Genomic DNA, 21,145 nt, shown 5'->3' with positions numbered 1-21,145 from the left:
AGTCTTTTTCCTTACAATGAAAAAACCCCTTTTCTAACGTAGAAAAGAGGCTTGTAGTATATTTCGTTTTTGTATTAATACACAAATTTCTGGACAACTTTTTGACCATTTATTTCTGCTATTAGGAAATAAATTCCCTTTGATAGTCCATCCAATGAAATGGTGGTGTTTTGTGTCGTAAGAATTGTTTTCCCTTGAATATCAGTTATTTCAAAAAGAGCTTTTTCATTTGGTAAATGATGGATGCTTAATACATTGTCTTTAATCAATAATTCAATATTTTCTACTTCTTTTTCCTCTACAGAAAGTCCTTCATAGCCACAGTAGGGTAGTCCTGGGATTTGGATGTTTTCATAATCAATTAAGTCATCTTCATAAGCGCAAATTTGACGATTGAATTCATTCATTGGATAAACATCTGTAATATAAAACTCACTTGCTAAAAAGGGGAAAATAAAAGAGCTTGATCCAAGTAATATATTTGCTGAATCTTTCTTAGAATAGTTAAAGTTTTGATAATCTTCTTGGCTTACAGTAATATTTGGTAAATGATCTAATGAGTAATGATAAGAAGGAGTTAAAACGCCATCAAGGTCTTTTTGGTAAACAGAATCGATGGTGATTTTTAGTGTGTCAGTAAGGAGAACGATACTGTCTGGGTCGATGATATAATTATAATCGATATAAACGTTCCAAGAATAGCCTACAGGTGCATCAAAATCCATGATCTTCTGAAATGTATCCATTCCATTATTTCCAAAATAACTATAGATTTTTCCACCTTCTTGGTAGAAGTATTGGAGATTTGGGTAAACATTGGTGTGATGAGGATTAATATTTCCTATAAGTACTTTGCACAATTTTCCATTTTTTGTAATAGTGTCTGCTACTTCATAGAGATCGCTGGCATGGCAAAGGTCTTGGTTATTATTGGCGCATGGCGTACGGTAATTCACTGTCCATTCGGCATCTATTGGTCCGAACTCCATTTGCTGTGCCTGAGTGATTTGAAAAGCTCCTAAAAATAGGAGAAAAGATGTAAATGATAAAAGATTTTTCATAAAGAGATATTGATTTATTTATAACTATTTGACTGTCAAATATAAATAAAAAAATCCCAAAACAGATTATCTGTTTTGGGATTTAAAGTCAATATCAAAAAGGAAAACCTTAGTCTGCCAAGATGATAATTTTATTGTTATTCATTTCTAGAACGCCTCCTTTTACCTCAAAAGTTTCGGTTTTATTGTTGGCATCTATAACACGAATAGTACCTTCGTCTAGAGTAGATACAATAGGCATGTGGTTTGTAAGAATCTCAAAAGATCCTTTTTTACCTGGTACACGTACAGAGATAATTTCTCCTTTGTATAACTCAGCGTCTGGTTTAATAATCTCTAAAAACATAGTACTTCTTGCTTATATTATTCAGCCAACATTTCTTCTCCATGCTTGATAGCATCTGCGATAGATCCTTTCAAGTTGAAAGCTGCTTCAGGAAGGTGATCTAGCTCTCCATCCATAATCATGTTGAAACCTTTGATTGTATCTTTGATATCTACCAATACTCCTGGGATTCCTGTAAACTGCTCGGCTACGTGGAATGGCTGAGAAAGGAATCTTTGTACACGTCTTGCACGGTGTACAACAAGTTTATCTTCTTCAGATAATTCATCGATACCAAGAATGGCAATAATATCTTGAAGTTCTTTATAACGTTGTAGAATTTCTTTTACTTTTTGAGCACATCCGTAGTGTTCTTTTCCAAGTACTTCTTCAGAAAGAATTCTTGAAGTAGAATCCAATGGATCTACTGCTGGGTAAATACCAAGCTCTGCAATTTTACGAGACAATACTGTTGTTGCATCCAAGTGGGCAAACGTTGTTGCTGGTGCAGGGTCAGTAAGGTCATCCGCAGGTACATAAACGGCTTGTACAGAAGTAATCGATCCTCTTTTTGTTGAGGTGATTCTTTCCTGCATCGCACCCATTTCTGTAGCTAGTGTAGGCTGGTAACCTACGGCAGATGGCATACGTCCTAATAGGGCAGACATCTCAGAACCGGCTTGTGTAAATCGGAAGATATTATCTACGAAGAAAAGTACATCTTTTGGTCCGCTTGCATCGTCGTCTCCATCACGGTAGTACTCAGCAAGTGTAAGTCCAGAAAGGGCAACACGAGCACGAGCTCCTGGTGATTCGTTCATCTGTCCGAATACGAAAGTTGCTTTAGAATCTTTTAGTTTTTCTTTATCAACTTTAGAAAGATCCCATCCACCTTCTTCCATAGAGTGTAGGAAATCTTCACCATAAGTAATAATTCCTGATTCCAACATCTCACGAAGTAAATCGTTTCCTTCACGTGTTCTTTCTCCTACTCCTGCGAATACTGAAAGTCCACCGTGTCCTTTGGCAATGTTGTTAATCAATTCCTGAATTAATACGGTTTTACCTACTCCGGCACCACCAAATAATCCAATCTTTCCTCCTTTTGCGTAAGGCTCAATCAAGTCAATTACTTTAATTCCTGTAAAAAGAACCTCAGTTGATGTTGATAAGTCTTCAAACTTTGGCGCTTCACGGTGAATTGGAAGACCGCTTGTTTTGTCAAGGTTACCGATACCATCAATTGCATCTCCAACTACATTGAAAAGACGACCTTTGATCTCCTCTCCAATAGGCATTTTGATTGGCGCACCAGTGGTGGCTACTTCTTGCCCTCTTTTAAGACCATCTGTTGAGTCCATAGCAATGGCTCTTACAGAGTTTTGTCCGATGTGTTGTTGACATTCCAATACTACTTTAGAACCACCTTCGTTAGTGATTACAAGTGCATCGTAAATTTTTGGTAGTTCGACACCTTCGTTAAATTTGATGTCGATTACAGGTCCAATTACCTGTGCTATTTTTCCTACGTTTGTAGACATGTTTATACCGTTTTAAGCTAATATAACTGTACTGAAATTTGGTGCAAATGTATGTTTTTTTTCAGAGTTTTAGACGGAAATGTTTAATAAATATGAAAATATTTAATCTAGGTGGTTTAGAGTGTGTTTTAGATCGTTTTGTGCTGCTTTTTTATGAATCATTTTTTTTGTCAATCAACCCCTAGATCTTCAAGTGCCTTGAGCAATCCTAATGTACTATTTTCGCCAAATTTTTTAAAAATATTCTTTTTGTGAGCTACAATCGTATGATAGCTGAGTGCCAGTTTTTCTGAGATTTCTTTGCTTGTCATTCCGCTCTTAATCAATTCAATGACTTCCCATTCTCTATTAGATATTTTTATGTTTAATTGATTATGGGAGCGTTCATGAAGGTTTTTTTGAATCTGTGGACTTATAAATTTCTTGTTTTTGAGTACTTCGTTGATCGCGTTTTGAATTACTTTACTTTTGTCTTGGTTAGCAATAATTCCATCAAAAAGACTATAATCAATCATCGGGTTTAGTTTCGCGTGATCGTCCATAAAAAGAATCGTTTTGGTAAATACGCTTTTGTTGGTGATGAAGGCATTGATCTTCGTTTGTTGAAAATCTCGGTAATTAATAAAAACAATGCCAGGTTTGAGTAATTGTAAATCACTTTTCTGACTCGATTGTACTTTCTTAATGTTTTTTGAGCGATAGTAGTCATACACTAACATTTCTATTCCACTCTCAAAAAGCGTATCGGTACAGTAGGTGTAGAAATTTGTCATTATTCTTATTTAGACTGATTAAAAACAAAGGTAAAAAAATGATTCCTTTTTCTAAAGTAATTTGATAGAGAAAGTGGGATAGCCTTTAATTCCTTGGTCATTATAAAAATCTAAAAATTGTAATGCCCAATAGAGATTTTCTTGTGTTTTTACGATAAAAACAGTTTTAGAATCAACGCTGTATTTTGCTTCATCTATATTATAGTTTTTCCAATCGTGCCCTATAAAATCAATTGTGTTGCTGAAAATGAGAGATTCAGCTTGTTTTTCGGTAATTTCGTTAAAAGCGAAATTTTTAGTTTTGGAAAATTCTAAGAAGGAATTCTGTTTTAGAACACCATGAACTAAATATTCCAAATCTTGCTCAGAAAAATAAGTGAGATATCCTCCAAAGTATAAATCAAATTCTTCTAAATTTTTCCTAAAAGAACTTTGTTTTTGTAAATCAATAAAAAGATTTTGATCGAAAGAAAGCGAACTGAATATTTTGCCCCAATTGTTGTTTTGAAAATGAAATATTTGAATAGTATCATTGTTTTTGATGATCCTGTATACTTTACGATCTTGTTTTTTGCTATCTATATCTAGTCCGTGATAGAATATGAAGTTTGCCGTGTCATTTTTAGAGAAGTCTAAGAGTTTATCAAAAGTATTTTTCTCATAAAAATCGGATTTTAGTTGGACTGTATTTAGATTTTCCATTTGAAAAGTGTCTATGCATATCTGAAGGATGCTACAAGTTCTTCCTGAGTTGATTCTTAGATCCCCGTTGGGAGAAAACCATAAATCCCAATCAAATTTTGAGATAGAAATGGACTCACTTGGATTTTCGAGATCATAAAAAACTTGATTATCATAATTCTCGCCCAAAGAAATTTTTTGGATAATATTATCTGTTTGATAAATAGGTTTAGGAAGCTCTTCTTTAATACAAGAGAAAAAACTAAACGAAATGATTAACGAAACTATAAGGATTCTCATAATCTAAACTGTATTTTTACTTGAACTAATCGACCTCTAGCGATAAATTGATTTGAAGAACTATGAGCACTTCCTGTGGAATTCGCTAAGTTTTTTACATCTAAGATGTTTTGAAGCCAGAAAAAAGCCTTCCATCTTTTTTGAGAATTAAATTCGACTCCAGAATCCCACCAAGAGTAGGGTTCTTGGTTCACCAAGACTTCTGAATCTTTTTCTACACGCCATATTTTTTGAGTTCCATAATGCATGATATTGCTAAAAAATGCCCATTTTTCGTTGGCTTGATATCGAATATTTCCGCCTATTTGGATATTTCTATTCCAGTTATTTTTAGTTCTTCCAGGTTCTATAAACTGATCAAAAACCCAATTGTTTTTCAAACCAAGACTCCATTTTTTGTTTCTCCAATTGACTTCAAAATTGAATCCTGTTCCTCGGTATTCATGAAGATTGAAATAGGTGAATTCACCATCATTTTCTGTAGGAGCTAAACGAATTGGACTCAGAATATGATTGTAAAATGTTCCGTAACTTATTTTCCAATTCTGAAGATTATGGTGCATAGATGCTAAAAGGTGACTGGAGTTTTCGGGTTCAATATTTTTATTTCCAATGATATGATGATTGTTGTCAATAAATTCGAAAAATCGCTCTTTTAGACTGGCTATTCGATACCCTTTTGCAATACTAGCTTTTAACAAATGTTTTTTAGAGAAATTATGTCTCCATGCCAATGAAGGGATTAATGGAGTCCATTTTCCTGCAAAAATATTGGCTCTAAGCCCAAACAAGAATTGGTTTTTATCATTGAGGTTCCAACGATATTTTGAGAATAAACCAATAGCAGTTTGTATTTGTTCTTTGTTTAGAATTCTGTTTCCCAAAATACGCTCATATTGAAGGTCTCCTCCATATTCTAGTTTTTTCCAAGCACCTTGATATCGAACTAAAAAAGAGCCAAAATTAGTGGTGTCTGTAAGTCCTAGGATTGGTTTTTCTTGGAGGGTGTTCAAATCCGTCAAAACGCCTTTTCGAACTCGGTTATAAGATTGATAATTGGTCTGAACTTTAAAACTGTGCTGTTCATTATAGTCTCCATCTAGGATTATTTGCCCCAGCCATCTATCTGAAGATATTTTACTATCCCGAGCTTTTGAATAGGAGGGGGGAGCAAAGGGATAACCTCTTTTTAGGATGAATTCATTGTTGTATTGTCCTTGAATTTGCCAATGAATTTTATCTCCTTGATAGTCGTATTTTAATTTTGCTTGGTAGGTTTCTTTTGGTGCCCAAACTCGAAATCTTGAACTATCAGCAATTTCTTTAGAAAAACCAGAAAAGAAAGGATCAGAATCTGACCAACCATCAAAAAGAAAGCGCTGAAGATATAGATTGTAACTGTGTTTTCCTTTAGTTCTAAATCCATGTAGGGAGCTTTGATAAGTTCCCGTATTATCTATCAATTGATCAATTTTTAAACCCAAAGTATCTCTCTTATGTAGGTCTTTGGTAATAATATTTACCACACCACCCAATGCATTAGAGCCATACTCAATGGACGATGGACCTTTGATGAGTTCAATTTCCTGTTCTCCTTGCATGAGTAGTTGATCTAGGTCAATAAAACCATCTGAGCGACCGTTGAGTTCCACTCCATCGATAAGTATTTTGACATGTTCGCCAGACAATCCGTTTATAGAAAGTGAAGCACCCAAAACAGCATCTCTTTGGATACTTAAACCCGATTGCCATTTTAAGGCTTGTCCTGCATCTTGTGCACCATATTGTGCGATTTGTTTGGTAGGTATTTTTCCAATGTTTTTAATAACTTCCTCTGCTTTTCTCCCCGTCATTTGAGCACTTAGAATAATTTCTCCAAGTTTTTCTTCTTTAGGTTTCAATAAGATTTTTTGAGAAGGAACTTTTTGTTTGACCACCCAAATTTGTGTTGAAAACAAAATATGTGACACTTTTAGCGTGTCATTTTCTTGTATATTGGGAATGGTGATGGCTCCTTTTTCATTGGAAACATAATATCTTTTTCGATGCTTGATATGAGCATTTTCAACAGGTTCTTGAGCGGTAGTTAGAATGAAGAATTCTGTGTTTTGAGCCCAAAATAATTGAGAAATCAGTAAAAAGAAAAAAAGAAACTTAACTTTCATAGATGATTTTTTCTATTTCTTGTAAGAAACAAGTGGTTTCTAATGCCGAGTCGAGTTCTTGTAGCTCTTCGCCATTTAAGAAAAATGTAATTGACTCTATTGGATTCCAAAGAAAGGGAGGGTCTTGGTGTTTGATTTTTGGGAAATGCTCCTGAAGAAAGGATAATTCATTTTTGGATAATCGAATGTCGAGCCCGCGAAAATGTAAATGATACTTTTCGCAGCGCTCGCATTTGAATATTTTTACATAATGTCCTTCGTAATAGTTTTTCATATAATACCGTTTTCTTATTTCTCCCATATTTTTTTTCTTTTTGGCGTATTTCGTTGTTGAATATTCCCTTAATCTCTTCCCGAAAAGTCGGAATAAGCTCTGTAATTCAAATCCCCTTCAAAGGGGGAAAAGGGGGGTGTTGCGTCTTAATTCATGATCGAATAATATTTTTTTTAGTTTCTTTTTTCGGAGGTGTTTACTTTGTGTAACATCCCCCTTCCCCCCTTCAAAGGGGGATTATTTCAGTGAGTAGATCAACACCATAAGTGGTATATACTATTTCCGATTATGTATCGGTTTTACTATTCAGACATCATGTCTTTTACAATTCCTGTCCATCCTTCTAGTTCTGGGATTCTAGGCTTACGTTTTCCAAAGAATTGAACAATCATTTCTTTGTTTTCATCATAGGCTTCAATAGAATGAATAGGTCCGTCTTCAGAAGGTCTTACTACCGCAAAAAGACTATTGATTCCTTCCATATTAAGATGTAGGTTGAAATCTGGATCCATAATATTAATCCAAGGTCCTCTGTAGAGAATATTTTCTCCTAATCCGCTATGAATTTGAATAATACTCTTGTTTCCTGCAAAGACCATGATTTCCTGTTTGTTTTCAGAAAATTTCTCAAAAAGTGTTTTGATTGCTTCATTGTCCAGCTTTTTTGCAAAACCATCAGGGGCGTTTTCTACAGCTTGCTGTCTGTGGAGTTTATATTTTCTATAAAGACCGAAGAACTGATGAGTATCCGTAATTTCTTTCCACTCTTTTTGGAAGGCTAATTTATTTTCTTCGGTAAAATCGATATCCTCGTGAATGATCGCTTGAGGATTTTCGCCTACAAATGTCACTTCTTGTGTTTCGTTTTTGAAATCAGAAACTAATTGATCAAAAGATTCAATTTTTGATTCAGGTAAAAGAAAAACCTTGTGAATGGCAAGTCCTTTTTTATCAAAAAATTGAATGGATCTTTTGGTTCCTCTTTCAGTCTCTTGAACCACGGCTAAAGCAGAATTCCAAGATTGAGGAAAAATTCTCAAATCAATGTCTTTTCCTACAAATATGATGTGCCCGTGTTGTGCATTCATATTTTTATAAATACCCTTTCTTTCGTGTACGGCGTATTCATTTCTTGTGAGAGCCATTACTTTTCCTAGTTCTCGAAGTCTTCCTAAAATTCCTTCGAAGTCAGGATTTAATACAGTGGCAGCTTTTCCAATTTCTAAAGCCAATAAATCTAATTCTGAAACTTTTAAATCTTGGGCAGCTCTGTATAAGTATGCCTTTGGGTTTGCTTCTTTATAAGTAGCAAATTCATTAGATAATACTGTGGTGTTCATGTTTTTTTGTTTTAAATTGAACGTATGTCTGGTTGTTGTTTTTGTTTATAGAAACACTTTGCTGAAATACATCAAAAATGAGTGATTCATTCATGATGTTTTCTGTTGTGTTATAAGAAATCAGTTTTCCCTCTTTCAAAAGACCGATATAATCACAAAACTGACTGGCAAAATTGAGATCATGCATGATGATGATCACCGTAAAACCTTCTTTACTTTTTTCTTGGAGGTATTCCATTAGGAGAAACTGATAACGAATATCAAGATTGTTTAATGGTTCATCTAGAATGATAGAATATTGTTCCTCTTTGTGAACAAGTGCTTGCAAAATGGCTTTAGATATAAAAACCCTTTGCTGTTGTCCTCCAGATAAAGAATTGAGTGTTTTGTGTAAAATACTTTTAAGGTCTAAAGCTTCAACTAATTCTTGTTTTTTGTTTTGATACTGAGAAGTATTGAGATATTGCGAAAAACTTAAATCCAATAATTCATCTGCAGAAAGTAATAAGTTTTTTGAAAAAAATTGTCCAAAATAGCTTCGTGTTTTTGCAAGTTCTTCAGAAGAGAGTAAACGAATATTTTCCCCAAAAGAATGAATATTTCCTTTGTAGTCTACCAAATGTCCTGTCATGATTTTTGCAAGCGTAGATTTTCCAGAACCATTAGGTCCCAAAATACCAGTAATACTACTCGAAGGAATAGATAGCGATATTTCGTCAAGAATCATTTTCCCCTGAATAGAAAAAGAAATACCTTGTAGTAAATATGCGGGTAGAATACGACTCATAAAATCAATTTTTTGTTTTTGATAAGAATCCAAAGAAAATAAGGAGCTCCAAGAATCCCTGTGATCACTCCAATGGGTAATTCTGTTGGAAGAAGAAGGGTTCTTGCAAGAAAATCTGAAAGCACTAAAAAGAGCGCTCCAAGTAACATAAGAAAAGAGAAATTGTTACTCATTAAATCCCCTTTTAACAATCGTGCTACATGAGGGGCAATCAAAGCAATAAAGCCGATGACTCCTGTTTGAGAAACTAAAATTGCCGTGATAATTGCGATGAGGAAAATCATGAGATTTTTGAGTTTTTTTACAGAAACCCCCATGCTAAATGCTTCTTCTTCTCCTAAAATATAAGTGTCTAAGGCATCTTTCTTTGTGTATATCACGATGAGACTCAGGGCTAGGGTGATACCTGTTATTACAACATTATCCCACCCAACATTGGCAATAGATCCCATAGTCCAGAAAGTGATGTCTCTCAGTTCTTCATCATTGCTCATAAAAAGTATAAGACCTAAAAATGCAGCACTCCAAAGATTTAAAGCAACGCCACTTAATAAAAGAATAGGTGTAGAGGTTTGTCCGTTTTTCCTTCCTAATCGAAAAACAATAAAGCTTACAAGTAAAGCTCCAGAAAATGCTGCAATAATCATCCCAGTGGTTTTTGATATTTGGGAAGAAAGCAGAACAGTTCCTGATAAAAGAATGAACAAAGCAGCAAATAAGGAAGCTCCAGTAGAAATACCTAGAAGTGATGGCTCGGCCAAAGGATTTTTGAACAAACGTTGACTTAGAAAACCTGAAATAGCTAATAATATACCAACCAAAATAGCCATCACGAGTCTAGGTAATCTGATATTCAACAATACAGTTTTTTTCATTTCGAATAAAGGTGTTGAAGAATCTGGAGCAATTAAAATATCAATCCAGTCTGAGAAACCTAAAGACAGACCACCAAAACTCAGACTGGATACAGAAACAACAAGAAAAATTATCCACCAAAATAGGTTTTGCATCTGTTTTTATTTTGTTTTTTCTATAAGGGTTTGAATAGCCGTTGCTAATCGAGGTCCAAAAGAGCTGACTAAATTAGCATCCATACTAATCAACTGTTTTTTCTTTCCGGCTGTGGTAAACTGCATACCTTGTATTTTCCACACTTCTTCTTTAGATTTAAAATGTCTTAAGCTGTGGCTAAAGAAAAATACATAATCAGGATTGTACTCTATTAAAGATTCGGTATTGAGCGGTTTATAATCATTGATATTTTGAGCCACATTTTGAGATCCACTTAGCTCAATTAATTTTGAAACTGCGGTATTTCCTCCTGCTACAAGTAGCATTCTTGGTCCACGAGAGTAAATGAATAGAATTTTCTTTCCATTTTTCTTTAAGGATTGAATTTGTGCGAGTTCTTTTCGGAGTTTTGAGGCTTCTTTATGAGCAAGTTTTTCTTTGCCAAATGCTTTCCCAAAATCTAAGATGATTTGAATAGCTCCCTCTGTCGAGAGCTCTTGTTGGTACTCAAAAGTGGCTATTTTTAAACTTTCAAGTCTTTCAACGATTTTTTGGTTGAGTTTTCCTTCTGGAAAGGTTACCATATCTGGTTTTGTAGAAATGATGGCCTCTAAGGTAATTCCAGAAAGATGTCCCAATTGTGCTTTACTTTTGACACTTGCAGGGTAGGTACTAGTGATATCTACACCTACAATTTTGTCTTCTAACCCCAAGGTTGATAATAGCTCAGTAGAAATAGCTCCTATGGACACAATTTTTTCTTGTGCGTTTACACTCTGGCTTAGTAAACCCAAAAATAGAATGAAAGCCCAAATAATTCTTGTTGTTTTTTTCATGTTACTTAGTTTTAAAGTGCAACTTTAATGATATGTTGAGCTTGGTTTGTATTGGTGATTTTCAAGATATACACCCCTTTTTTAGGTAAATGGAGCGCGATATTATTTGTCTGAATTTGTTCCTGAGAAATCAATCGTCCTGTTTGATCAAAAATCTCCGCTTGAGTCATGGTGGTTTCAGAATCTAGAATAACTTGATTGTTCACTGTTGAAAACCATTGGATTGTTTGTTTTTGATCCATTTCTGAAACAGATACATTGTGTTTCTTTACTTTAAACTTTAGTTTTCCTGTTGAACTTCCTTCAAAGGCGGTGAAATATAAATGATAGAGATCTCCATTCTCAAGTTTTAACACATAACTCAAATCTTCAGTGAGGTCATAAGAAAAAGAACCCATATTGAAAGATTTCCAATCATAACCAATGGCATTTGCTGTTGAATCGAAATCCAATCCTGAGTAGGATACTTGATTCACGGGTGTGTTTTCTACTTTGGCTACCTTTATTCCTGGTTTTGTTCTCACTCCTGTAACTCCATAAGCAGTAGGGATCATTTCAATATATTTTCCAAACCAAAGTTGCCATTCTTCTTTTTTAGGTTCAATCTCTTTTGTTTCGTGATCTTTTATGCTGTAATAGGCGAAAAAAGCATCTGAATGATTCGTTTTTTGTACTGTTTTTTGATGTAAAGTATTACCTGTACCTATTTTTTCATATTGAAAATGATAGCTTCCACTTTGAAGTTTTTCAATAAATAATTTAAAGAAATCATCTCCAATTTTAGCGATATATACCTTGTCTCCAGAAACAATATGAGTAGCCATATCATAAGCTCCCCACCCAAAATTTGTTGGATTTCCGTTTCCAGCACCATTAAAAGCTCCTTTGTTCCAGTCTGAAGAACTGTTGTACACAGGCGACCATGTACTTATTCCGTTGGTGTCAACGGTTGCCCAGTCAGAATCGGCAAAGCTTGTTTCATACAATTTATCTCCTCTAGAGGAATTAAATCTTATCGTGGCTGATATTCCTCCTGTTCCAAAGGCAAGATTCCAATCTTTTCCTGCAATGTCTTCAGTTTCATCATTCGTGATGTCATAAAAGACTTCATCGGAATAACCAGATTTTAGTTCTACTTCTTTTTCTTCAAAGCTTTGTGCATTTGATAATAGGCTCGTGAGTGCCAAGATAGATAATATAGTTTGTTTCATCTTGTTTAGAATCGTTTTAAATAACAGGGCAAATGTCGAGTTTATTCTCTTTTATATCAATACCAAATATTTGGTATTTTTATTTAGAATGAATTAAAATAAAAAAATATTACCCAAAAAAGCTCCTAAATATAACTTAGGAGCTTAATCGTTTTTAGAAATTGTCCTTTCCTAAAATAGGATGTACAATTTTTAATACTATTCCTTTGTAGCGATTATTGATATATGAGTTTTCTGACAAAAACTTTTTTCTGTTCATTTTGGATTCTGATAAAATAAACACCAGGCAAATAGTGCGATAATGAAAAAGAATCATTTTGCCTGTTTAAATAGAGTTTTTGCCCTTTGTTGTTAAAAAGAGTGATACTCCAAGGGCTATTATTTTTATTGAATATTTGATAATTTCCGTTTCCTAAATGAACAAATGAGAAGGATTGTTCCCATTCATCAACAGAAATTTTTTGTAATTCGAAGTTCGCATGAGTGCTAAAGAATTCATCAATCCAATCTAAAATGTCTGAATAATTTACAGAATCTGCAATAATAAGTTTGTTATCTTGCATCCAAACTACACATTGATCATAAGTGTTTTGGAATTCCGTAAGATCATAAGTATAAATTTGATGATTTTGAATTGCAGTAAGCTCCTCGGCATCTGTTTTGAAGTTTTTTAGATCGAATACTTTATTAATTCCGTTAGGAATATCAATACTATAATCCATGTCATCTCCTGCTATTATTGGAATAATGGTATCTATTAATTGTTTTGCCATGAAAACTGAAAGATCTTGCCATTGTGTGGATAGAATGATTCCTAAATCTTTACCTTGTAGTTTCTGTGTCAGATTTAAACAATAATCATACTCGGTGGTATCAGAGATCGTATTTCCCCAAGTGGACATAGCAAGAAAACCTAGGCTATTAGTTTTTGAGGTGTCTAAAAGATCTTGATAGTTTTGAATAATACTTGGATCTAGCTGTGCATTAATTCCGAAAATGTTTTCAATATCTTCTTGACTAATGTTTTGAGGATTTCCTGTAGTATCAACTGCTGCATTGTTCCCAAACTGAACCATGGTATTATTTCCAAAGTTTATTTTGATTTTAAATTTCACTTTGTTAATGGGGTTTTCCCATAGTTGATCCACTATTTGTGCTTGCAAACTTGAAACAAAAATGAGCGAGATGATAAATGTGAATATTTTTGTTTTCATAATTTAGGTTTTTAAAAGGTCATTTTGAATTGCTTTCTTGATGAGTCCTGCTGTGTTTTTTGCAGAAAGCTTTTGCATGAGTCTTTTTCTGTGGCTTATGACTGTTGTGGGAGAAACAAAGAGTTTTTCTGCTATTTCCTGCATGGTGAGTTCTTCAGCAATGAGTAGAAGCACCTCGTTTTCTCTTTTAGAAAGTTTTATAGATTCTGAATTTACCGCTTTCTTGAGTTCTTTTTCTATATCAGTACAAAAGTATGATTCATTATTCAAAATGGTATTCAAAGCTTGTTCATAATCCTTCTTTTTGGCATCTTTTAATAAATAACCAGAAATTCCTATTTCTTTTAATTCCATTGTGATATGGTTTTTATTTAGCATAGAAACTACCATTATCTTTATTTCAGGAAACAATTCTTTTACTTCTTTAGAAAGACGAAGTCCCGAAATATTTGGCATATCAAGATCAGTCACCAAAATATCTACCTCATTATTTTTTATAAAAGGAATAACAAATTCTGGTTTTTCAAAGGTTCCAACAACTTCTATTTCATTTATTTCATTCAATACATTTGTTAATGCAGAAAGAAATAAAGGGTGGTCCTCAGCAATTACTATTTTGATCGTTTTTTTCATGCGCTAGGTATGGTTAAATGAATAATAGAAGAACGCCCTTTCATGCAGTCAAATTCAATAGAGCCTTTTAAAATCTCTACCCTTTTTTTCATGTTTTTAAGTCCAATTCCTAAGTAAGCTTGAGAAGGATTGAAGCCTATTCCGTCATCTTCAAAGGTTATATTGAGAATGTTTTCTTCAGAGGAAAATACAATTTCAATTTTATGGGCGTTGGCGTGTTTAATGGTGTTTTGAATGAGTTCTCTAAAAATTCCAAAAAGTTCTCTTTGTTGTAGATAATTTAGGTTTTTTAGATTACAGTCTGGTAAAATTTCCAAATCAAAATCAAGACCAGTACTTTTTTCAATATTTTCTAAATAAGTAGTGAGTACTTCCTCAAAAGTATTTTGGCTTTCGCCAAGAATCGTAAGGCTATAGCTGAGGTCTTTTACTTGATGATAAGCTTCGCTAAGAAGTTCTTGTAAATGTTGATCTTTCTGGTCGTTTAGTGAAAGCTTGATTGCTGCCAAATTTGCCCCAATATGATCGTGTAAATCTCTAGAAATACGTCTTTGTTCTTCTTTTTTAGCTTCAATATTGCTATTAATTATTTTGTATTCTTCTTCTCTTTCAGCTTGATTTAAGGCTAGTTCAAGTTCAGTGTTTTTAGCTTTTAGACTGAGCCATTTTAGTTCATTTTTCTTTTTGTTTAAAGACTTTTTGAATAGAACACTAAGAAGAATAGCTATAGAAATAATTGCCAATAGACTAATCAATAAGAGATTATTCTTTAGTTTTTCTTCATTTTTTAAGCTAGATTCGAGTTTTTTCTCTTGCTCTAGGATATCCATTTTGTATTCCGCCTCTTTTAATAGGCTGTTGATTTCATATTGATGACCTTGATAAATTTCAATATTTCTTTTGTTGAACAATTGTTTATTTATTTCATTAATTACCTTGTATTCTGTAGATGCTTTTTGGTACTGATCATGTTTCTCTAAGTATTGGGTATGTAGAGATCTTGCTTGTAATTCTGCTAGTAAATTGCCACTTTTTTGTGCATCTACAATGGTGTTTCTATAAACAGTAATCCAATTTTCAAAATGGTTTTCTTTTAATAAAAAATTGAGATATTCAATATAAATGCTAGTTGTTTCTTGTTTATACTCTTTGTTTTGATTTAAGTTTTGGAAAAGCTCACGGTATGCCTTGTATGCCATTTTGGATTTCCCATTCTTTGCGTAGAGTAAAGCCATGAGTCTTTTCTGCTGGAAATAAAACTCATTAGATTTATAATCAGAAGAGGTGTTCCCAATAAGAGTAAGATAGTTTTCAGCCTTTTTAAAATTATTTTTATAAATAAAAAGTTTAGCTAATTCTTGATAAACACTTAAAAGATGAGTTTGATTATTGTTGGTGTTGTTAAATTTTTTTTCAGCAACTTGAAATCCAGTTATCGCTTTTGAAATATCATGATGATAATTGAAGTGAATTCCAGCCAAGTTTTTTTCAAGAATGGCTTCTTGTTTGCTGTTTGGGCATTTTTTTACTAATTCTAACGCTTTTTTGTAAAATGAAATAGCTTGATTAAAATGGGAGCGTTGATTGTAAATATTTGCTGAGTTATTATAGCTTTTTACTAAACCTTCGCAATCCTCTATTTTTTGAAAATGCATTTTAGCATTGGAATTAGAAAGGAGAGCCTCTTGAAATTCCCCCAAATTTTTATAGGCAATACCTTGGATAATCAATGCATTTCCAATGGGTCTTCTTAATGAATCTGAAATGATTGTTTTCAGAGGGATTAACTCTGTTACTTGAATCGCTTCTTGATAATTTCCTTCGTTTTTGAGTTTTTTAGCTATGTGATATATTTTTTCAAGAGTAGCTTTATTCTGCGTTTTTGATAGTTCAGATATCTCATGCTTTGTGAAATATTTTCCAATATTTTTGTCACCCAAAGAATGCCCCGAATTTTGAGCAAAAATCGAAAAACACGTCAATATCGTGAGGGAAAGAAAGATTTTGAGATTAAACATATAAATAAGTCCTTCTATTTTCGCCAAGAAAATAGTTTATATTCTTTGAGTCACTAGCAAAAATAATCATCATATTCTAAATGAGTATTCCTCATTTTTGAGGATAAGCGAAATAGAGCCAATTAAACTGTGAAATTTAAAATAATTTTAGTCGCAATATGAATCAAGGATATGAAAAAATGTTCTGTATGAATGTACAAATACCTTTTTAAATAAGATCGATAACTACTGTTCTTTTAAACCATAATCCTCGCTTATAATCGAGTAGCTTAGTTTTAATTTTCCGAAACATTTTCAATAATTTTGTTGTTTCTAAATAGTCCTAAAAATATGAAAATACTCCTTTCTGCATTAGTTGTTGTAAGTATGTTGTCCTGCCAAAACAACAAAGAAAACTCAGGTGATAGCCATAAAAAACAAAGTGTTTTGACTGAGAAATCACCAATAGACTCTTTGAATACTTTGATCAAGCAACAACCCAATGAGTCTTTTCATTATTTTAGTAGAGCTAAGGCGTACTTAACTAAAAATAATTATGTACCAGCTATTGAAGATATCAAAAAAGCACTGTCAATAGACTCAACAAATATTTCATATCATTTAGAGTATGGAAATATGCTCATGCTGGTAAATAAGACAAGAGAAGCAAAAGAAATTTGGGAAAAATGTGCAGAACTTGAAGGAGATCATTCAAGTTGTAAGTTGAAATTAGCAGAACTCTATCTTTTTGTTCAAGATTATAAACAAGCAGTAACCTTTGCTAATGATGTTTTACGAGAAGATGCCACAAAAGATCTGGCATATTTTTATAAAGGAATCTCTTATGCAGAAATGGGAGACACAACTAAGGCACTTCAAAACTATCAACAAGCCTTGGAACATAATCCTGAAAATATTCAAATACTTGATGCTTTAGCAACTCTTTATGCGCATAAGAACAATTTGCTAGCAATAGACTATTATCGTTTGATACAAAAAAAACGCCCAAATCAATCCAAAGCATATTTTGATGAAGCCTATTTCCATCATCAAAGACAAGATTGGCAAAAAGCAATTAGTCTATATGAGAAAACTCTTCAAATAAATCAGAATCAAAAAGGCGTGTATTACAATCTTGGATATGTGTATTTTATGGTGGGAAACAACGAAATAGCTATTGATAATTTTAACAAAGCCATTGAACTAGATAATAATTATTTAGATGCATATTTTGCTCGTGGATATGTTTTTGAAATTTTAGGAAATAAAGCACAAGCAAAGAACGACTACAAAAAATGTATTTTGTTAAATGCAAAGCATAATCCAGCTCACATTGGTTTAGAGAGATTAAACGAATAAAATTCGTATCTTAGCCTTTTATCCAAACAAATTTAGATTATGTATAAAATTCTGTCTTATTTTTTTGTTTTTAGTGTAATTACCAGTTTCTATAGTTGTGATACAAACTCTGATATAGAAGAGCCACAGCCCAATCATAGTTTTAGAATGTCAGAAGGTAAGAATAAATTAGATATTGCTAGTTACGATGCATTTGTAACAAAGAATGACCAGGTGATAATTACCGCTTATTCCCCCAAATTATCAGAAGGAGAAAATACAGATTTGGATAAAACGAGCTATTTTAAAACCAATTTTATTTTTGCCTTAACATCTACAGAAACGGGAGAACATAGAATGACTTTGCATCCAACAAAAAATGTTTTTGATGCTCAGTTTTTTATTGATTCACTTTATTATACAGGAGATAATCAGCTCTATAAAAATACACGGTTTACACCAGAGTTAGATTCATTAGATGCTTTAAATTCCTTTGTATTCATTGATGAATTTGATAACGAACAGGAAACGCTATCTGGAATTTTAAAAGTAAGAGGTGTGCGTGTTGTAAGTGGAGTGATCTCTACACAATTCATTTATGAAGGTGAATTTAAAGATATTCCTTTTAGTCGTCAAGAATAATACCTGATACTTTCTCCTCAGTTTTTTTTATTTCTCTTAAACCTAAATTTACTTATGAAAAAAGTTATTTTTCCAGTGATTGCATTGTCAATTATCGCTTTGTCCTATCAGTTATTGAAGTCAGATAATGCAAAAGATTCTCAGCTTTCTGAAGAAGTAGTAGCAAGAATAAACAAGAAGAAAAAGAAAAAGAAAGGTAGAATTGTACTCGACGGACTTGCAGCCCCAAGTATGAAACATTCTGTTCTAAGAGCTGAGTATATTAGTAAGCTCGCAGATCCAAAAACAGGAAAAATACCTCAAGGGATTCGAGCAAAGGAATTGGCATTTGTAAATAATATGCCCATCTCAAATTCTGTGATTGATTTTGAACCAAGAGGTTATTTTAAGATTGGAGGAAGAACACGAGCTTTAGCGTTTGATGTAAATGATGAGAATACAATCATTGCTGGTGGAGTTTCAGGAGGAATTTTTAAATCTACGGATGGAGGTCAAACTTGGGTTAAAAAAACCATGGGAGATCAATTTCATGGTGTTACGTGTATTGTTCAAGACAAAAGGCCTGGGAAAACGAATAATTGGTACTTTGGTACTGGAGAAGGCTATGGAAATTCAGCATCTGCACCTAGTGCTTATTATTTTGGTAATGGAATGTACCATTCAGATGACAATGGAGAAACATGGAACGCGATAACTTCTACAAATTCTAATACTCCAAATACTTTCGACCTTAGTTGGGATGTTATGTGGAATATCGCATTGGACCAAAGCGTAGATAGTTTAACCATTCTTTATGGAGCATGTCATAGCTCTATATTTAGAAGTGAAGATGGAGGAAATACATGGAGTGCTACGACTTTAGCTTCTGGTGGAAATAGCTCTGCATATACCACCAATATTTTGGTAACACCTTCTGGAGTTACTTATGGAGTGCTTAATTCAGATGCACCTTCTAATAAAAGAGGAATTTGGAGATCAAATGATCATGGAAATACTTGGGAAAATATTTTGCCAGATAGTTTTCCTGGAGTTTATGAAAGAATTGTAATGGATTATAATCCACAAAATGAAAACCAAGTGTATTTCTTTGCTCAAACTCCAAATTTTGGAAAACATACCAATACATTTTTTGATGGAGAAGATTGGAATAGTCTATGGCTATATGAATATGACGAAAATGATACGAATTCTGTAAGTGGAACATGGACAGACTTATCGGATAATTTACCAGATGAAGGAACGAGCTTTGCAACATTATATACTCAAAATGCCTATGATATGGCTATAGCTGTACATCCTGATAGTGCTAATGTTGTGTTTATTGGAGGAACAAATTTATATCGTTCAACAGATGGATTCACTTCAGATCAAAATACCACAATGATAGGAGGGTATAAGCCCACAAGTATAGATACAAACTGGGATATTTATGAAAATCATCACCCAGATCAACACTTAATTGCATTTTCACCAACAAGTCATAAGTTTTATTCTGCAAACGATGGAGGAATCTTTACTACTACAGATGAATTTGCATCAAATGTAGTGTGGGATGATTTGAATAATGGATATTTTACTACCCAGCTTTATGCTGTGAGTGTAAATCAGAAGCAAGTAACAAACACCATTGTAGCTGGTTTTCAAGATAACGGAAACTTTGTAACACGTTCTGCAAATATTACAGACAAGTGGAATATGGCATATAATGGAGATGGAGGGTGGTCTTATGTAACCGAAGATGAAGATGATATTTACCTATCAATCCAAAGGGGTAAAGTAGCGAAGTTCACGCTTGATGCACAAGGAAATCAAGTGTCATTTAGAAGAATGGAACCTGCAGGTTTGGATCCAGATGATGGATTATTTATTCATCCATTTGCAGTAGATCCAGTTTCTGAAAATACCATGTATTATCCACACAAACATGACTTATACGTATATAATAATATATCAAGTATACAAGAAACAGGAGAAAAAACCCCATTAACTTCGGGATGGAATAAAGTAACAGGTTTCGATATCGCCAGTAATAAAAAGATGGTATCTATACATGTTACTAAGGCAAACCCAGGAAATGTTGTCTATATCGGAACAGATGAAAGAGCCGTTTTTAAAGTGGAGAATCCAAATTCTAATAATCCTATAATTACGGAGCTTCCTTATAAAGATATAAATAATAAAACGGCTTATTATAGCGGTTTTACAATTGATATTGCTTCAAACCCCGATAATGGAAATGAGTTGATTTTTGTGAATTCTAACTATACATCAAGAAGCTTGTTTTACACCAGTGATGGAGGAACAACTGTAGCGAAAATAGGAGGAAACTTAGAGGAAAACATTGATGGATCAGGAAATGGACCATCAATGAGAAGTGCTGAGATTTTGACTTTTTCAAATGGGGAAAAAATGTATCTAGCAGGATCAAGTGTTGGTTTATTTGGAACAGCTCATTTAAATGGAGACAGTACTAAATGGTATAGAGTAAGTCCAGAGATTATTGGAAACACAATTATTGAAAGAATCGTTTACCGAAAAGAAGATGGACTTCTATTAATAGCGACCCATGGAAATGGAATCTACTACGCAAACGTAAATAGTGTCTCAGATTTACTTTCAAATGAAGAGGTAATTGTCGATAAAATTAATACCAATAGTCCTAAAATTAAAATTACAGAAAACCCAGTAAAGGGTCGAATATTGAAATTTGAATTGCTCGATAAGAATTCTATTGACCAAGAAGTAGCATTGTCATTTTATTCAGAAGCGGGACATCTAGTGAAAAATTTGAAAATATTTTTAAATTCTTCAAATTCTGTTGATTTGAGTAGTTTTAAGGATGGAGTGTATTTTATGAGAGTTCAAAGTGAAGATTTAAACGAAAGTGTAAGATTTGTTATTTATTAACGATTAGTATTTGATGTTTTTTTTTAGTAAATCACTTGTGTAATAAAATTTTATTACTACATTTGCCGAGTAGTGTAGTCTGATTTAGCGATTAGACATTTTAAAAGAT

18 protein-coding genes are annotated in these 21,145 nt (G+C 33.3%); 3 read left to right on the top strand and 15 right to left on the bottom strand.

Annotated elements, in window-relative coordinates:
• Positions 1 to 74: 74 nt before the first annotated feature.
• The 15 genes from N4A45_10710 to N4A45_10640 all read right to left on the bottom strand — a co-directional run bounded on the left by N4A45_10710 (position 75) and on the right by N4A45_10640 (position 16,197).
• Complete coding sequence (locus N4A45_10710; protein MCT4665692.1) at positions 75 to 1,061, bottom strand: T9SS type A sorting domain-containing protein; 987 nt, start codon at positions 1,059 to 1,061, stop codon at positions 75 to 77.
• Positions 1,062 to 1,170: 109 nt separating this feature from the next.
• Positions 1,171 to 1,407, bottom strand: a complete 237-nt coding sequence (atpC, locus tag N4A45_10705) for an ATP synthase F1 subunit epsilon (GenBank protein ID MCT4665691.1) — start codon at positions 1,405 to 1,407, stop codon at positions 1,171 to 1,173.
• Positions 1,408 to 1,424: 17 nt separating this feature from the next.
• Entirely contained in the window at positions 1,425 to 2,927 is a 1,503-nt protein-coding gene (gene atpD / locus N4A45_10700; GenBank protein MCT4665690.1) for a F0F1 ATP synthase subunit beta, read from the bottom strand.
• A gap of 170 nt (positions 2,928 to 3,097) precedes the next feature.
• Positions 3,098 to 3,700: a LuxR C-terminal-related transcriptional regulator gene (locus tag N4A45_10695; protein ID MCT4665689.1), complete on the bottom strand. Its 603-nt coding sequence runs from the start codon at positions 3,698 to 3,700 to the stop codon at positions 3,098 to 3,100.
• A gap of 51 nt (positions 3,701 to 3,751) precedes the next feature.
• A complete protein-coding gene (locus tag N4A45_10690; GenBank protein MCT4665688.1) occupies positions 3,752 to 4,681 on the bottom strand; it encodes an HmuY family protein in 930 nt (309 codons plus the stop codon).
• Entirely contained in the window at positions 4,678 to 6,846 is a 2,169-nt protein-coding gene (locus N4A45_10685; GenBank protein ID MCT4665687.1) for a TonB-dependent receptor plug domain-containing protein, read from the bottom strand. The genes N4A45_10690 and N4A45_10685 overlap by 4 nt, the downstream gene beginning before the upstream one ends.
• On the bottom strand, positions 6,836 to 7,147 hold the full coding sequence (locus N4A45_10680; GenBank protein ID MCT4665686.1) for a hypothetical protein: 312 nt from the start codon (positions 7,145 to 7,147) through the stop codon (positions 6,836 to 6,838). The genes N4A45_10685 and N4A45_10680 overlap by 11 nt, the downstream gene beginning before the upstream one ends.
• Before the next feature lie 275 nt (positions 7,148 to 7,422).
• Positions 7,423 to 8,460 (bottom strand): hemin-degrading factor, encoded by a 1,038-nt coding sequence (locus N4A45_10675; GenBank protein ID MCT4665685.1) that lies wholly within the window; start codon positions 8,458 to 8,460, stop codon positions 7,423 to 7,425.
• Positions 8,438 to 9,247: an ABC transporter ATP-binding protein gene (locus N4A45_10670; protein ID MCT4665684.1), complete on the bottom strand. Its 810-nt coding sequence runs from the start codon at positions 9,245 to 9,247 to the stop codon at positions 8,438 to 8,440. The genes N4A45_10675 and N4A45_10670 overlap by 23 nt, the downstream gene beginning before the upstream one ends.
• The gene (locus N4A45_10665; GenBank protein ID MCT4665683.1) at positions 9,244 to 10,257 is read right to left on the bottom strand and encodes an iron ABC transporter permease; all 1,014 of its coding nucleotides are present in this window, start codon (positions 10,255 to 10,257) and stop codon (positions 9,244 to 9,246) included. The genes N4A45_10670 and N4A45_10665 overlap by 4 nt, the downstream gene beginning before the upstream one ends.
• A gap of 6 nt (positions 10,258 to 10,263) precedes the next feature.
• Entirely contained in the window at positions 10,264 to 11,094 is an 831-nt protein-coding gene (locus N4A45_10660; GenBank protein ID MCT4665682.1) for an ABC transporter substrate-binding protein, read from the bottom strand.
• A gap of 11 nt (positions 11,095 to 11,105) precedes the next feature.
• The gene (locus N4A45_10655; protein MCT4665681.1) at positions 11,106 to 12,305 is read right to left on the bottom strand and encodes a T9SS type A sorting domain-containing protein; all 1,200 of its coding nucleotides are present in this window, start codon (positions 12,303 to 12,305) and stop codon (positions 11,106 to 11,108) included.
• 215 nt (positions 12,306 to 12,520) lie between these two features.
• Complete coding sequence (locus tag N4A45_10650) at positions 12,521 to 13,519, bottom strand: T9SS type A sorting domain-containing protein (protein ID MCT4665680.1); 999 nt, start codon at positions 13,517 to 13,519, stop codon at positions 12,521 to 12,523.
• Between the two features lie 3 nt (positions 13,520 to 13,522).
• Positions 13,523 to 14,152, bottom strand: a complete 630-nt coding sequence (locus N4A45_10645) for a response regulator transcription factor (GenBank protein ID MCT4665679.1) — start codon at positions 14,150 to 14,152, stop codon at positions 13,523 to 13,525.
• On the bottom strand, positions 14,149 to 16,197 hold the full coding sequence (locus N4A45_10640) for an ATP-binding protein (GenBank protein MCT4665678.1): 2,049 nt from the start codon (positions 16,195 to 16,197) through the stop codon (positions 14,149 to 14,151). Before N4A45_10640 ends, N4A45_10645 begins: the two co-directional genes overlap by 4 nt.
• Positions 16,198 to 16,500: 303 nt before the next feature.
• On the opposite strand from N4A45_10640, the gene N4A45_10635 reads away from it, so the two are divergent.
• The 3 genes from N4A45_10635 to N4A45_10625 are packed head-to-tail and all read left to right on the top strand — an operon-like array spanning position 16,501 to position 21,036.
• Positions 16,501 to 17,508, top strand: a complete 1,008-nt coding sequence (locus N4A45_10635; GenBank protein ID MCT4665677.1) for a tetratricopeptide repeat protein — start codon at positions 16,501 to 16,503, stop codon at positions 17,506 to 17,508.
• 39 nt (positions 17,509 to 17,547) lie between these two features.
• Positions 17,548 to 18,129, top strand: a complete 582-nt coding sequence (locus N4A45_10630) for a hypothetical protein (protein ID MCT4665676.1) — start codon at positions 17,548 to 17,550, stop codon at positions 18,127 to 18,129.
• Positions 18,130 to 18,183: 54 nt separating this feature from the next.
• A complete protein-coding gene (locus N4A45_10625; protein ID MCT4665675.1) occupies positions 18,184 to 21,036 on the top strand; it encodes a T9SS type A sorting domain-containing protein in 2,853 nt (950 codons plus the stop codon).
• Positions 21,037 to 21,145 lie beyond the last annotated feature (109 nt).

Source organism: Flavobacteriales bacterium (assembly GCA_025210805.1).
Lineage (GTDB): Bacteria > Bacteroidota > Bacteroidia > Flavobacteriales > CAJXXR01 > JAOAQX01.
This window is presented reverse-complemented; position numbering and strand designations above follow the sequence as displayed.